The 14,779-nt window shown below is 62.1% G+C and carries 12 protein-coding genes; 9 read left to right on the top strand and 3 right to left on the bottom strand.

Annotated features, from left to right (window positions below; all coding sequences use genetic code 11):
• Positions 1-69 precede the first annotated feature (69 nt).
• The 3 genes from hmgA to maiA all read left to right on the top strand — a co-directional run bounded on the left by hmgA (position 70) and on the right by maiA (position 3,274).
• The gene (gene hmgA / locus ACZYGA_RS08350) at positions 70-1,383 is read left to right on the top strand and encodes a homogentisate 1,2-dioxygenase (RefSeq protein WP_479398855.1); all 1,314 of its coding nucleotides are present in this window, start codon (positions 70-72) and stop codon (positions 1,381-1,383) included.
• A 75-nt stretch (positions 1,384-1,458) separates the two neighbouring features.
• Positions 1,459-2,478, top strand: coding sequence for a fumarylacetoacetate hydrolase family protein (locus tag ACZYGA_RS08345; RefSeq protein ID WP_479398854.1), 1,020 nt, complete (start codon positions 1,459-1,461; stop codon positions 2,476-2,478).
• A 145-nt stretch (positions 2,479-2,623) separates the two neighbouring features.
• Complete coding sequence (gene maiA, locus ACZYGA_RS08340) at positions 2,624-3,274, top strand: maleylacetoacetate isomerase (protein ID WP_404627136.1); 651 nt, start codon at positions 2,624-2,626, stop codon at positions 3,272-3,274.
• A gap of 139 nt (positions 3,275-3,413) precedes the next feature.
• Here maiA and ACZYGA_RS08335 read toward each other — a convergent pair whose 3' ends face one another.
• Complete coding sequence (locus ACZYGA_RS08335; RefSeq protein ID WP_404627099.1) at positions 3,414-4,196, bottom strand: cation efflux transmembrane domain-containing protein; 783 nt, start codon at positions 4,194-4,196, stop codon at positions 3,414-3,416.
• Positions 4,197-4,380: 184 nt separating this feature from the next.
• Between ACZYGA_RS08335 and ACZYGA_RS08330 the strand changes: the two genes are divergently transcribed.
• On the top strand, positions 4,381-4,776 hold the full coding sequence (locus ACZYGA_RS08330; RefSeq protein WP_191237110.1) for a MerR family transcriptional regulator: 396 nt from the start codon (positions 4,381-4,383) through the stop codon (positions 4,774-4,776).
• Positions 4,777-4,857: 81 nt separating this feature from the next.
• Here the strand turns inward: ACZYGA_RS08330 and ACZYGA_RS08325 are convergent, their stop codons facing one another.
• Complete coding sequence (locus ACZYGA_RS08325) at positions 4,858-5,598, bottom strand: aspartate/glutamate racemase family protein (protein ID WP_404627095.1); 741 nt, start codon at positions 5,596-5,598, stop codon at positions 4,858-4,860.
• Positions 5,599-5,705: 107 nt separating this feature from the next.
• Positions 5,706-7,181: a Na+/H+ antiporter NhaC family protein gene (locus ACZYGA_RS08320; RefSeq protein ID WP_479398853.1), complete on the bottom strand. Its 1,476-nt coding sequence runs from the start codon at positions 7,179-7,181 to the stop codon at positions 5,706-5,708.
• A gap of 204 nt (positions 7,182-7,385) precedes the next feature.
• Here ACZYGA_RS08320 and ACZYGA_RS08315 point away from each other — a divergent pair, with 204 nt between their 5' ends.
• From ACZYGA_RS08315 to ACZYGA_RS08295, 5 genes are all read left to right on the top strand, one after another.
• A complete protein-coding gene (locus ACZYGA_RS08315; protein ID WP_404627092.1) occupies positions 7,386-8,216 on the top strand; it encodes a helix-turn-helix domain-containing protein in 831 nt (276 codons plus the stop codon).
• A 132-nt stretch (positions 8,217-8,348) separates the two neighbouring features.
• Entirely contained in the window at positions 8,349-9,938 is a 1,590-nt protein-coding gene (locus ACZYGA_RS08310) for a peptide chain release factor 3 (RefSeq protein WP_077375880.1), read from the top strand.
• A gap of 329 nt (positions 9,939-10,267) precedes the next feature.
• Positions 10,268-10,750 (top strand): large conductance mechanosensitive channel protein MscL, encoded by a 483-nt coding sequence (gene mscL / locus ACZYGA_RS08305; protein ID WP_404627090.1) that lies wholly within the window; start codon positions 10,268-10,270, stop codon positions 10,748-10,750.
• A gap of 135 nt (positions 10,751-10,885) precedes the next feature.
• Positions 10,886-11,653, top strand: coding sequence for a TatD family hydrolase (locus ACZYGA_RS08300; protein ID WP_404627088.1), 768 nt, complete (start codon positions 10,886-10,888; stop codon positions 11,651-11,653).
• 121 nt (positions 11,654-11,774) lie between these two features.
• On the top strand, positions 11,775-14,543 hold the full coding sequence (locus ACZYGA_RS08295) for an EAL domain-containing protein (RefSeq protein WP_404627087.1): 2,769 nt from the start codon (positions 11,775-11,777) through the stop codon (positions 14,541-14,543).
• Positions 14,544-14,779: the final 236 nt, after the last annotated feature.

The following is a 14,779-nucleotide window of genomic DNA, read 5'->3' as shown; positions in this document are numbered from 1 at the left end:
TGGCGGTATGTCGTGCCGTGGATGCCCCAGATCTTCAGGAGCCGCGAGCCCACAAGGAGATGAATCGTCATGTGCGAGCGCAACGCTGAGTGCCATTATCACGCCGGTTTTCGTAATCATGTCTCCACCGAGGCGTTGCCTGGCGCCTTGCCGCAGGGCCAGAACTCTCCCCAGCGTTGCCCTTATGGCCTGTATGCGGAGCAGTTGAGCGGCTCGGCCTTCACGGCACCGCGCAGTCACAACCTACGCAGCTGGCTTTACCGCATTCGGCCCTCGGTCATGCAGGGCGCCTACCAGCCCATGGAGATGCCGCAGGTCGCCACTGCACCGTTGGCCGAGAGAGTGCCGGACCCCAATCCGATGCGCTGGGACCCCATCACATGCTCGACAGGGGACTTTCTGGACGGCCTGATCACGCTGGCGGTCAATGGGGACGCCCAGGCGCAGCAGGGCTGTGCCACGCACCTCTATGCCTTCTCTCGCGGCATGCAGCAGCGCTTTTTCTACAATGCCGACGGCGAATTGCTGATCGTGCCGCAACAGGGCGCCATCGAGGTGCGCAGCGAGCTGGGCCTGCTGGAAGTCGCCAGCGGCGAAATCGTGGTGATTCCGCGCGGTATCAAGTTCCAGCTCAATCCGCTGGCGGGGCACGTGGAGGGCTGTCGAGGCTATGTGGCCGAGAACTATGGCGCGCCTCTCGAATTGCCCTCTCTGGGGCCCATCGGCAGCAATGGACTGGCCAACCCGCGTGATTTTCTCGCACCATCGGCGCGTTTCGAGGACGAAGCTGGTGATTTCACGCTGGTGGCCAAGTTCGGCGGGAGTTTCTGGCGCGCGAGTCTGGATCATTCGCCACTAGATGTCGTGGCCTGGCATGGCAACTACGCGCCCTACAAATATGATCTGGCGACCTTCAATACCCTCAACACGGTCAGCTTCGATCATCCGGACCCCTCGATCTTCACCGTGCTGACATCACCATCGGACACCGCTGGGGTCGCCAATCTCGACTTCGTGATCTTCCCGCCGCGCTGGATGGTCGCCGAGAACACCTTCCGTCCTCCATATTTCCATCGCAATCTGATGAGCGAGCTGATGGGACTGATCCATGGTGAATATGACGCCAAGCGCGAAGGCTTCCACCCGGGAGGCGCGAGTCTGCATAACGCCATGACCCCGCATGGCCCTGACGCTGCCACCTTCGAGGCCGCCACTCAAACGGAACTCGCCCCCCGCTATCAGGGCAATACGCTCGCCTTCATGTTCGAGAGTCGCTATCTGTTCCAGCCTACCTCACAGGCCCTGTCGTCGAGCGCTCGTCAGCGCGACTACGGCTCGGTCTGGCAGGGGTTGGCGTCTCACTTCACTCCCCGAAAGCGCTGAGCTTGGCATGTGCCTGTCATCCCGCTCTGGACTACCCACTTTCTCTCATCTCTCAAGCTTCTCAAGGAGGCAGTCATGAAATTCGCCACTCACCAGGATGGTTCCCGCGATGGAACACTGCTGCTGGTCTCCCGTGATCTGACCCGCGCCGTGAAGGTCGCGGATGTCGCCACGACGCTGCAGGTGCTGCTGGAGGACTGGGCTTCGCTGGCGCCAGCGCTCGAGAAGCGTTATGCAGCGCTCAATGATGGCACCTTGGCTGATGCGTTCGATCTGGACATGAAGACTCTGCATTCGCCGCTGCCACGCGCTTATCAATGGGCAGACGGCTCGGCGTATCTGAATCATGTCCAGCTGGTGCGTCAGGCACGCGGCGCCGAGATGCCCGAGACCTTCTGGCACGACCCGCTGATGTATCAGGGCGGCAGCGACAGCTTCCTGGCCCCCAACGCCGATATCGTGTGTGTCAGTGAGGAGCATGGCATCGATTTCGAAGGCGAGATCGCCGTCATCACTGACGATGTGCCGATGCAGGTCAGTCCAGAGCAGGCCGAGAGCCACATCCGCCTTGTGATGCTGGTCAATGACGTCAGTCTGCGTGGGTTGATCCCCGGTGAGCTGGCCAAGGGCTTCGGCTTCTTTCAGGCCAAGCCGTCGTCTAGCTTCTCGCCCATCGCCGTGACGCCGGATGAGCTGGGGGATGCCTGGCAGCAGGGGCGCGTGCATCTGCCGCTGAGCGTGCATCTCAATGGTGAGACGTTCGGAGAGCCAGAGTCCGGGCCAGACATGATCTTCAGTTTCCCGCAGCTGGTGGCGCATGCCGCCAAGACTCGCCCGCTGGGGGCCGGCGCGATCATCGGTTCCGGCACCGTATCCAATCCCGGCAAGGATGGCGGGCCCGGCAAGCCGATCAGCGAAGGGGGCGTGGGCTACAGCTGTCTGGCGGAGGTGCGCATGGTCGAGAAGATCCTGTTCGATGAGATTCGCACGCCCTTCATGCGTTTCGGTGATCGTATCCGCATCGAGATGTTCGATCGCGATGGCCAGAGCATCTTCGGCGCCATTGATCAGCAGGTGACGCCGTTGGACGCCTGAAGGCGGCCTCATCAGGCAGAGCTTCTCGAAGACACGTCTCGGGAAGACGTCGTGTGCCGGTAAGCCTCAAGCCAACTGGGTGCGAGGCAGTGCGAATGAGCGGCCGGCTTCCAACCGCGTCACAGGGGAGTGCAGCATGAGTTCAATGAGCCTGTATGGCTATTACCGTTCATCTACCAGCTATCGTGTAAGAATCGCGCTGGCGCTCAAGGGGATTGAGGTCGCTCAGGTGCCGGTCAACCTGCTCAAGGGCGAACAGCGCAGCGAGGAGTATCTGGCCATCAATCCCCAGGGGCTGGTGCCGACCCTGATGGTGGGAGATACCCCAACACCTGCGGCCCTGACCCAGTCGCTCGCGATCATGGAATATCTGGAGGAGCGCTGGCCCGCCCCGGCGCTGCTGCCCTCAACGCCGGAGGCGCGTGCGAAGGTGCGCTCACTGTGCCAGTTCATGGCTTGTGAGATGCATCCGCTCAACAATCCGCGCGTGCTCAATTATCTGACAGATCGCCTTGTGGTCACCCAGGCGCAGCGCCTTGAGTGGTACCGCCACTGGGTCGCCGAAGGTTTAGCGCGTCTGGAAGTGATGCTGGCGGAAAGTGCAGGGCGTTTCTGCCATGGCGATAGCCCGGGCATGGCGGATGCCTGCCTGATGCCCCAGCTCTACAATGCGCGCCGCTTCGAGTGTGAACTCGAGGACTACCCGAGGATTCTGGCTATCGAGGCGGCCTGCCAGTCACTGGACGCTTTCCAGCAGGCGCATCCTGAGCGTCAACCCGACTGTCCGGCCCCCTGACCCTGGCGATATCCAGACACTAAAGCGCCCCGTCGAGCTCGACGGGGCGCTGTCGTTTCAGGCGGACTGCACGCGGATGATGGCATTCGACGGCATGTCAGTGGCTGGGCAGAGCGGCGGGAATACCACCTGAGTCGTGTCAGATAGAGATGTTTCCACCACCGCCCTTGCCGGAACAGCAGCCGCTGGCGGGGGACTGTTCGACCACGGTGGCAGCCGTGGGCGATGCACAACAGCTGCGGGTGGCGCAGGACGATGCCTGATCGCTGGCTGCCTGCTTGTCTGATGCCTGCGCGTCTGTGGCCTGTTTCGCCTCGCGCAGCTCAACTCGTGCATCGCGAATCACCTGCCAGGCGGATTGCAGGAAGAGTGCGGCGATCGCAGCGCCCAGCAGCACGTCCGGCCAGCGAGAGCCTGTCCAGCCCACCAGTATCGCAGCCCCGAAGACCGAGGCATTGGCGATGATGTCATTGCGCGAGCACAGCCAGGTGGAGCGCATGTTCAGATCATCCGACTTGAAGCGCCACAGCAGGCCGAAGCAGATGAGATTGACGACCAGTGCCAGCAGGGCGAAGGCGCCCATGCCGTGGGCGGCCGGTGCCTCGCCGTGCAGTGCCTGATGTCCCGCCTCGCCAAGGACGATCACGCCCAGCACCAGCATCACGACGCCCTTGACCAGCGCGCTCAGCGCCCGTGCGCGTACGCTGCGGTGCAGGACATAGAGGGTCAGAGCGTAGACGCTGGCATCGCCGAACATGTCGAGGGAATCCCCCAGCAGCGCGGTGGAACCCAGCCACCAGGCCGCGGTGAATTCGACGAAGAACATGCTGGCATTCAGCGCCAGCAGAATCTTCAGGACCTTGCCCTGTGAGGCTCTGAGCTCTGCCAGCTCGCCGGATTTGCTTTCGCAACAGCTTTTCATGGGTCTTGGCCTCCTGTCGTGTTGATGACAGCATGGAGGTTATAGTCACTATAAGGTCAAGTCGGCTGATGAAATGGTTGATGCATCGACATGCAACACATAGCGAGAGGAGAAGTCATCGATGACCGCAAGAGATTTCACACGGAAAGGGGAATCGTCCACGTCATCGCACGGCGAGGTGACGATGGGCATCGGCCAACTGGCCAAGGCGTCTGATGTCCAGGCGGTGACGATCCGCTACTACGAGAAGCAGGGGCTGTTGGCCCCGCAGCGGCGTGCGCCTAATGGCTATCGTGAGTATGGCAATGCACAGCTCAGGCGTTTGACCTTCATCCGCCGTTGTCGGCGACTGGGGTTTTCGCTGGATGACATCCGCGCCTTGCTGGGCCTGGCGGACCAGCAGTCCTTGCCTTGCGATCAGATAGACGCGCGTATCGAGGCGCAGCTGGCCGAGGTGCGCAAGCGCCAGCGTGACCTCGCCGTCATGGAAGAAGAGTTGCAGCGCCTGACGCACTGCTGTGCCGGCGGGGTGATGGCACAGTGCCATATCGTCGAGACACTGTCCGAGGTCGAGGAGTAAGGCCCTGACAGACAGTTCATCTATCGCCAGGGCTGGGTCACGGGTTGGAGGTCAGGCGGGTTCAGGCGGGGGCAAGGAGGATCAGACGCCGTAGGACTTGCGAGCGAGTTCCTCCGCGACCAGTTCCGTGACATCGATCAGTGTCTTGGCGGGGGCTGCGTCGTTGTCTGACGAGCTGACGGTGTTGACGGGAATCAGTGGCAGCTCGGTACAGGCCAGCAGCACGGTGTCTGCCGACAGGCTCTCCAGCAGAGCATGAAAGCGCTGGACCACGCTCGGGTCATCGCCCCCATGCGCCTTCACGTCATAGATGATCTGGTGCAGCAGTTGTGGGTCGGCGGGTACCTCGACTTCCACCACCTCCGTGAGTACCCGATAGGGTGACCAGTCCCCCATGTCCGTCACGGACTTCGCGCCCAGCAGCGCCACCTTGCTCAAGCCGTCGCGCCGCACCCTGTCGATGACGACATCACTGAACGACACCAGCCGGACATTCAGCGCCAGAGCCTCCAGCTGGGGCTGATAGTAGTTCAGCGTATTGCAGGCGATGGCGTAGTAGTCGACATGCTCGGCGAGCTTGAGGGCGCTGTCGGCCAGCGCCTCCCACACCTGTTGGTCATGAGTCTCTAGTTCCATGGACAGCCCGAGCGCCGGCTGGGAGATCAGGTGGACGTGTGGGGCATCCAGATCTCCCCGGTAGCCAGGCCCGATATGGGCCTTGTTGGCGATCAGCAGCTTGTTCCAGAGATCCAGTCCGGCATCCGGGCCGGAGCCGGTGAGGATGCCGATCACGTTGCGTTGGCGCAGCTCAGTATCTTGCATGGCGGTGTCCGTCGTCTTGTTGCGGGGCAGGCGGTGAAGGTTCAGTCGAGGGCAGCTCAGTCAAGAGCAGCTCAGTCAGGCGCAGATCAGCTGGCTGAGCTTGAGATTTAACTTGAGACTGAGTTTGAGGCTGACGCTGACAGTAAGGACCGCCCAGCGGGCACCTCGGTTGCAGCCTCGTCCTGAGCGCTCGCCTGGTCCGCCGGGCTGAAACGACGACCCCAGCCGGTGGCGATGGAGACACACATCACGGCCAGCAGGACCCAGGCGTAGAGCACCCAGGGCGTCAGATCGAGCGGCATCAGGGCCGGCACGCCGGGGAAGGTTTCGGCGGCTTTTACGGACAGCCCGGAGGCGAACAGCAGCGCGGCGGACCAGGGCAGCGAATAGACCAGGGTGCAGGACATGCTGTCGATGATGTTGGCGCGACGGTAAGGACTCAGGCCGAAGCGTTCACCGACCGGTTTGGCGTAGGACAGGCCGACCGCGAGGATCGCCGGGGCATTGATGCTCATCAGCGAGGACATCAGCAGCGAGAGCCCGGCGGAGGAGGCTTCCGCGCCACGCGGTGTGCGCACGACACCTTTGAGCGCATTGATCAGCCTCTCACTGCCACCGCCATCGAGCATCAGACGAATGCCCGCCGACAGCAGGATCACCAGAATCGACAGGTCTGCCATCCAGCCGGCCACGCCATTGATCAGCGCACCATTCTCGACCGACACGAAACCGCTCAGGGTGTTGAGGCCGGTGAGTATCGCCACCACCATGCCGGACAGAATTCCCACGCTGGTGGCGAAGATCACATCGCCTTTCTTCATGGCCACGTAGATGGCGACCAGGGCGGGCAGCAACATCACCAGGCCCTTGGGGTCCATGTGTTCGGCCAGCTGTTCATGCGCGATGATCAGCGGCGTTGTTTGCTGCGTCAGACTGATCAGCACCATCACCACCAGCGTGATGCTGCCGGCCACCAGCGTGAAGGGCAGTCGGGAACGAACCACGCCACCGATATCAGCGCCCTGACTCGCCGCCGAGGAGATGGTGGTGTCGGAGATGGGCGCCAGGTTGTCGCCGAAGGCACCGCCGCCCACGATGGCCCCTGCCAGCAACAGCGGGTCGGCTCCCAGCATGACGCCCGCGGGATAGAGCACGCCCATGCCCGCGGCGATGGTGCCGAAGCCGGTGCCTGCCGCGGTAGCGAACAGGGCGCAGGCGAGGAAGGTCACGACGAGGAAGGCCGTGCCGGTGGCGCCGGTGTGATAGGCCGCCCACAGAATGCCATCCACCAGTCCTGAGGAGCGCAGCACCGTGGCGAAGATGCCGGCAAAGATCCACGCCGCCACCGGGGCGATGGCCACCTTGCTGGCCATGCCCTTCATGATGGTGTCGCTGTAGACAGACTTGTCACGGGCAAACAGGAAGGTGACCAGCAGGCCGGCGAGAATGCCGACCCACATGCCCTGGATGGCCGGCTCCTCCAGGCTGGTGGCTACATAAATGGCTGTGGTGATGAAGCACAGGATGGGCAGGAACGAGACCCAGGGCCCGCCGTGGAACGTGAGCTTTGATGCAGGAGTCATGCGATAGCCTCTTTTATGGTTGTTACTATCTGCGTGTGAGGGACTTCTGCATTGCATCATTCGCTGGTCAGCCGCGGAATTTGACGACCTGACTCAAGGTGGCGCACTCAGACGCACTATCTGGTGCAGGCTGCGCCTGTCGCACTCTGGGTCATGGCGGGTGGGCGGCGTAGACTGAGGCTTTATCCCGCGCGAGACAGACCCATGAACGAAGACCTGGCCCTCAATCTGCGGCTGCTGTGCAGCTACTACCAATCCATCGCCGAGGTGAGTCGGCGGCTCGAGATCAGTCGGCCACAGTTCAATCGATACCTGAGCGGCCAATACCGGCCCGCTGCACATACACTGCGGCGGATCTGTGAGTTCTTCGGGGTGGAGGAGCACGAGATCCTGCTGCCCAATCGTCAGTTCCAGCGTCTGGTGCAGGTGCGCCCCAAGCCGCGCGAGAGTGAGGCCACGCGTGTGGAGAGCGAGCCGCTGGCGCAGCTGAGACGCTCGGGCGCCTCCGAGTTGGGCCGCTATGTAGGCCATTACTATGAGTACTATCTGACGATGTCGTCGCCGGGGCGGATACTGCGGGGGCTGGTGTCCATCATCCAGCGCGAGGATGGTGTCTATTACCAGCGTCTTGAGCGCCTGGTCGAGCGCGAGTCGTCCGGTGTCGGCGTGTCACATTGCAAGTATCAGGGGATGGCGTTCTATCTGAGCGATCGCATCTTCATGACCGACTACGAGTCGATGACCGGCAATGAGATCACCCAGACCATTCTCTACCCGACCTTTACCAGCCGTGTGTCACGCCTCAAGGGGCTGCGAATCGGGGTATCGGCAAGCGGTGATCGCACGCCGGCCAGTACTCGCGTGCTGCTCGAATATCTCGGGCGTGACATCCGGGTTCGCTGCGCGCTGAAGCAATGCGGTCTCTATCCCCTGGACAGCGACGAGATCGAGGATGCCATCCACAACGAGATCCTCAATGACCAGGCGCCGGTGGGCGAGGGACCCTGGCATTTTCGCGCACGCAAGGATGACTGAAGGCCGCTGATCGCGCCCGCCTCTGTTGCCGAGCCTCGCCAGCCGCTACAATGCGCGCCATTCGTTTCGTTCTGCTATTCACCTAACAGTGCGCGCGGCGTGCCTCACGTCGAGCCGGATGCCTTTCAGCCCATGTCAGATTCCCAGATTGCCAAGGCGGCGGATGTTCGCCGTACATTCGCCATCATCTCTCACCCGGATGCGGGCAAGACCACCATCACCGAGAAGCTGCTGCTGTTCGGGAATGCCATCCAGATGGCCGGCTCGGTCAAGAGCAAGCGGGCCGATCGCCACGCGACCTCCGACTGGATGAAGATGGAGCAGGAGCGTGGCATCTCCGTGACCACCTCCGTGATGCAGTTCCCCTACAAGGACCGCATGGTCAATCTGCTGGATACGCCCGGGCACGAGGACTTCTCGGAAGATACCTACCGGACGCTGACGGCCGTCGACTCGGCGCTGATGGTCATTGACGGTGCCAAGGGTGTCGAGGACCGTACCATCAAGCTGATGGAAGTCTGCCGCCTGCGCACCACGCCGATCCTGACCTTCGTCAACAAGATGGACCGCGAGACGCGCGATCCCATCGAGGTGATGGATGAAGTCGAGACGGTCCTCAACATCCAGTGTGCCCCGATGACCTGGCCGATCGGCGTCGGCAAGGGTTTCAAGGGGGTCTATCACCTGCTCAATGACGAGATCCATCTCTACAAGCAGGGCCAGGGCAACCGCATCCCAGATGATGTGCGCATCAAGGGCCTCGACAGCCCCGAAGCCATTGAAGTGCTGGGCGAAGATCTCATCGAAGAACTGAGCATGGAAGTCGAGCTGGTGCGCGGCGCTTCTCACGAATTCGATCTCGAGGCCTATCGTCGCGGTGATCTGACGCCGGTCTACTTCGGGACCGCCATGGGCAACTTCGGCGTACGCGAGATGCTGGATGGCTTCGTCGAATACGCGCCGCCGCCCCAGTCGCGTGATACCGATACCCGTGAAGTCACGGCCCATGACGAGCGCTTCACCGGCTTCGTGTTCAAGATTCAGGCCAACATGGACCCGAAACACCGTGACCGCGTGGCCTTCCTGCGCGTCTGTTCCGGCAAGTACGAGAAGAACATGAAGATGCGTCACGTGCGCATCAACAAGGACGTCAAGATTCCTGACGCCCTGACCTTCATGGCGGCGGACCGCTCCCACGTGGAAGAGGCCTGGCCGGGTGACATCATCGGTCTGCACAACCACGGCACCATCCAGATCGGCGATACCTTCACCATGGGGGAAGACATGCGCTTCACCGGCATCCCTCACTTCGCGCCGGAACTGTTCAAGCGGGTACGCCTGAAGGACCCGCTGAAGATGAAGGCGCTGCAGAAAGGGCTTCAGCAGCTCTCCGAAGAGGGGGCGACCCAGGTCTTCCAGCCGTTCGACAACAATGACCTGATCGTGGGCGCCGTGGGCACCCTGCAGTTCGATGTGGTCGCTCACCGTCTGAAGGAAGAGTACAAGGTCGAGTGCATGTATGAAGCGGTGAACGTGCAGACGGCGCGCTGGATCTATTGCGATGACACCAAGATGCTTGAGGACTTCAAGCGCAAGGCCAGCGCCAATCTCGCCTACGATGGCGGCGGCTTCCTGACCTACATCGCGCCGACTCGCGTCAACCTGCAGTTGACGCAGGAGCGTTGGCCGGACATCACCTTCCGCGCCACCCGCGAGCATTGATACGGTTCAGGGGGGGATGCCCGAGTGGCTCGCATCCGAGTGGCTCTGGTGCCTGACGAGGCCATCTCCGAGGCCCCTTGACCGATTCAGGATTGATACGAGCGCCGCCCCTTGGGGCGGCGTTCGTGCTTTCGGGCTGAACGTGTCCTCAAGCGTTAGCCACACCAACTCAAGATCGATGACTTTGGCCGCATACTCCCTTGCGAAAGACATGGGGATGGCCAGCGACGCAGGCAGTCACAGGGCGCATGCCTTGGCCTGACAGACGCATGACCCAAAGGGACGCGTCGGTCGCGACAGGACAACAACAATCATCAGGAGGTGGGGCTATGGCCGGTTTCATGAAGGAATTCCGCGATTTCGCGGTCAAGGGCAATGTCGTCGACATGGCGGTGGGCATCATCATCGGGGGGGCTTTCACGCTGATCGTGAAGAGCCTGGTGGGTGACATGCTCAATCCCTTGATCGGACTCTTGATCGGGGGCGTCGATTTCTCCAACTTCTTCTTCGTGCTCAAGGAAGGGGCTCAGGCGGCTCCCTATGTCAGTCTGGAGGCTGCGAGGGATGCGGGGGCCGTGACACTGAACTATGGACTGTTCATCAATGCCATCATCAGCTTCGCGCTGGTGGCGCTGGCCGTCTTCGTGTTGATCCGTCAGATCAACAAGCTCAAGAAGGAAGCCGAAGAAGCGCCGGAAGAGATCACCGACAAGGACTGCCCGTACTGTCTTTCCAAGGTGCCGCTGGCGGCGACCCGTTGTGGTCATTGCACCTCCGAGCTGGCGCCGGTAGCGCCGGTGGAGGCGACCTAGGCCAGCTTTGCCAGTCACGATGGCTGACAGAGCAACATCGACAAACGAAGGGACCGGCCACCAGGCCGGTCCCTTCGTTTGTCTGTCACTGGCTGATATAGCACGATGGCAGTACGACCATCACCGGGATATTGCATGTTGATCGACAGCCATTGCCATCTGGATTTTCCCGTCTTCGATCAGGATCGTGACGCGGTCATCTCGCGTGCCGTGAATGAGAGTGTGTCGAGGTTCGTGGTGCCATCCACCACGGTGGCCAGCTTCGCGGACGTGCTGGAACTCGTGCAGTCATCCCCGCGTATCTTCGGTGCCCTGGGGCTGCATCCCTATTTTCTGTCCGAGCATGGCGAGAGCGCGCTGGCGGAGCTTCATCAGGCCCTCGGTCAGCATGCTGGCGAGATCGTCGCGTTGGGCGAATGCGGCTTCGATGCGCGACTGGCCGATCATGACGCCCAATGGCAGCTGTTCGAGGCCCAGCTGAGCATGGCACGCGAATTCTCCCTGCCTGTCATCGTGCATTGCGTGCGTGCCAATGACGAAGTGGCCAAGCGGCTCAAGAACGCGCGCCTCACCCGGGGCGGCATCATTCATGCCTTTGCGGGCAGTCAGGTTCAGGCTGAGCGCTTTCTCGAGCTCGGTTTCGTGCTGGGGCTGGGCGGCAGCGTGACCTACCCGCGTGCCCGCAAACTGCGGGGAGTCGTGGCGTCGCTGCCGGAGGATGGCTTTGTGCTGGAGACCGACAGCCCCGACATGCCGTTGCAGGGCTTTCAGGGGCAACGCAATGAACCGGCCAGGGTGGCGGAGGTGGCAAGGAGTGTGGCATCGCTGCGTGAGTCCACTCTGGAGGCCATCAGCGAGACGACCAGCCGCACCGTGCAGCGTATTCTTCAACTGAGCGCCTGATCTAGACTGAACTCAGCACCTCGGCAGCACTGTGCCACGGGATTCAGGAGATCGCGTCATCATCGGTAACTCAATGCCTCGTAGAACGTCTGCCCATCCGCGACCGGATTCTGACAAGTCCGTGCGCGCCTCCTTGAGGCAAGGCCCGCCCCGGGAGCCCCGCCATCGTCTGTGGCTGATACCGCTTCTGCTGATTGCCTCTGTTCTTGCCACCGCCTGGCTGGGTATCAGTCAAATACAGCAACTGCGAGCAGGAGAGCAGGATGCGGCGCGTCAGCGCGTCACCATGTGGGCCCAGGCCAGCCAGCGAGCCCTGGAAGGTCAGTTGCGCGAGCATGGTGATTGGCAAGAGGCCACCGAGGAGTTCCTGCGTTTGCCTGCCCCGAACCCTGAGTGGCTGGACTACATGTACGGGCCCGAGTTCTCGATCAATACGGGGATCCATCTCGTCGGGGCCATCAGAGGAAATGGCAAGGCCGCTGTCTGGCAGGAGCGACGTCCGGGGCTTGAGTCCGATGATTGGCAGGGGGCTCAGCCGCTTGCGTGGCGCCGCGCCATGGCCCCCTTGATCGAGAAGGCTCGCCAGACCCCGACGCGATCCGTCATCGCCTGGATGGTGCTGAACGGGCGGGCCTGGCTGGTGGGCGTGCACGGGCTCTATGCGGATGAAGACGCGCTTCCTTCACGGGAGGAGCAGGGCATGCTGGTGTTCGGGGTGCCCATGCGCCCGGAGTTGCTCAGCGAATCATCCGCTTCCCTGGGAGTGGAAAGGCTGGAAGTCGTCAGTCAGTCACGCCAGATGAGCGGGGAAGCCGCTCTCGTCTGTAGCGACCTGCCGGCCATGAAGCGCTTCGATGAGCATGCTGCCATGGCCTGCTGGCAGGATGCAGATGACGTCACCGCGATGCTCAGGCAATTGGGAGCGCCCTTGGGCGCCTTGAGTCTGGTCATCGTGTTGGCGAGTATCGCGACAGGCGGCATGCTGTGGCGCGATCAGCGCCGTCGTCGAGATTGGGCAGCGCAGGGCCTGCAGCGTGAAGCTCAGCTTGAGCAGCATCTTGCCCTGAACGAGCGGTTTCTGGCATTGCCGCATGAAGCGCACAATCCCCAGCACGCCTTGGCTACCTTGTCCGGCTATCTGCGTCGGGTACGAGAGATGACGGGAGCAGAAGTCATCATCTATCGGCGCGAGGTGGGCAACCCCAACGCAGGCTATCTGATCGTCGAGAGTCGTGATGAGCGGGAATGGTTGAGCAGTGTCTCGTTGCGGCGTGACCCTCTGTGGCGATTGCCGGCCGGGCGGATCGTGGCCAATCGTGCTACGAATGTGGACGCGTCCACCGAGGAGAGTGCCCAACTGCTGTGTCAGCGTCTCGGGGCGACCCAGTTGCTGGGGTATTCCGTCTCGCCGCATCCCGGTCGCAGCGAGCTGCTGCTGGTCGCCAGTCGTGGTCAGGCGCTGGAGGAAAGCCTGATGATGCCGGTGCTGGACAGAACCCTGAATGCCTTGATCATTCGTGGACTGGAGCAGGAGCGCTTGCTGCTCCAACAGCAGGTGCTGCAGGAGCGCGAGACGGATACCGACACCGGGCTATTGAGTCGTGAAGGCATGCTGCGCTTGATCAAGCTGCGTATCGATCAGTTGGGTCGTGTCTCGGGGCTTGATGGTTTCGTGCTGATGGCATTGCGTATCGGCGGGCTGCAGGAGCTCTATGAGCATGCGGGGCCGGAGGCGGGCAATCGCCAGCTGGAGTTGCTGCAACGTCGACTGGCCCCCTTGCTTGGCACATCAGGCCATGTCGCACGTCTGGAGACGGATCGTCTCTTGATCATGGTGCCACGACGGCTGCTCGAGGCCGCGCGGGGCGGCATCTGCGGCTGGCTGGATATGCTGCTGGTGGCGGTACGTCACAAGGTGTCGCTCAACGGCGAGGATATCTATCTGCTGCCCAGCCTCGGCATCAGTCGCTTTCCCGAGGATGGTGAGCAGATGGATGCGCTGGTCTACCGCTGTGAGCGCGCATTGCACGACACGCTTCAGCTCAATCGCGAGTGGCACTTCTTCGATGAAGAGGCCGAACGAGAAGTCAGGCGTCTCAAGCAGCTCGGAGCGGAATTCGTCGAGGGATTGCAGCAGGACCAGCTGCGGCTTCATCTGCAGCCGATCGTCGATGGACGGGATGGATCCCTCGTGCTTTCCGAGGCGCTGGTGCGTTGGCAGCATCCGGAGCATGGTCTGCTGGGCTCCGGCGACTTCATGCCGATCATCGAATCCGCCAACCTCGATGTGGCCCTGGGGCGCTGGGTCATCAAGGAGAGCATCGCCACCCTGATCCGTGTGCATGACGCCGGTCATGCGCTGCATCTCAGCGTCAATGTCACGGTCAGGCACATGATGGACGAGCGATTTCTGGCGGATCTCAAGAGGCTGTTCCAGCGGCCTGAGCTATGTCGCCAACTGACCATCGAGCTGGTGGAGAGTCAGCTGCCGGAAGATATCCAGAGTCTGGCCATCCTCTTCCAGCGCATTCGCTCACAGGGTGTCGCCCTGGCACTTGATGACTTCGGGACCGGGTACTCGTCCCTGTCGCAATTGCAGCAACTGCCGTTCGACAAGGTGAAGATCGATCGGCAATTCGTGGTCGCGATGGATACCGACAAGGGGCGGGCGATGATTGATGCGATGCTGGGACTGGGGGAGGCCTTCCATCTGGCCGTGGTGGCGGAGGGTATCGAGACCCCTGAGCAACGCACGGCGCTTCTGGCACGCGGCTGTCATCTTCATCAGGGCTATCTCTACTCGCGTCCCCTGCCGTCCGAGCAGCTGATCCAGCATCTCAAGGCCGGCAAGCACTGGTTGCCGGCCAGCGTCACTGGCGAAATGGGCTAGCGGTCTCGGCTCTCCCGCTTCGAGATGCCCAGGCCTTGACTCAGCCGGATACTGCCAAGGTCAGCCTCTGATACAGCCAGGCATTGATACAGACAGGCCCCGACGAATCGCTTCGCCGGGGCCTGTCTGTCATGACGCCGCAGGCGGCTATCCAGGCCAGCCGTGGCGTCCGTGTCACGGCTGGCAGCGCTGCCTGGTGCTCATGTCTTCAAGCTCATGTCTTCAAGTTCATGCCT

Source organism: Cobetia sp. BL01 (assembly GCF_056493605.1).
Note: the sequence above shows the minus strand (reverse complement) of the source record. Positions and strands in the feature narration are given on the sequence as shown.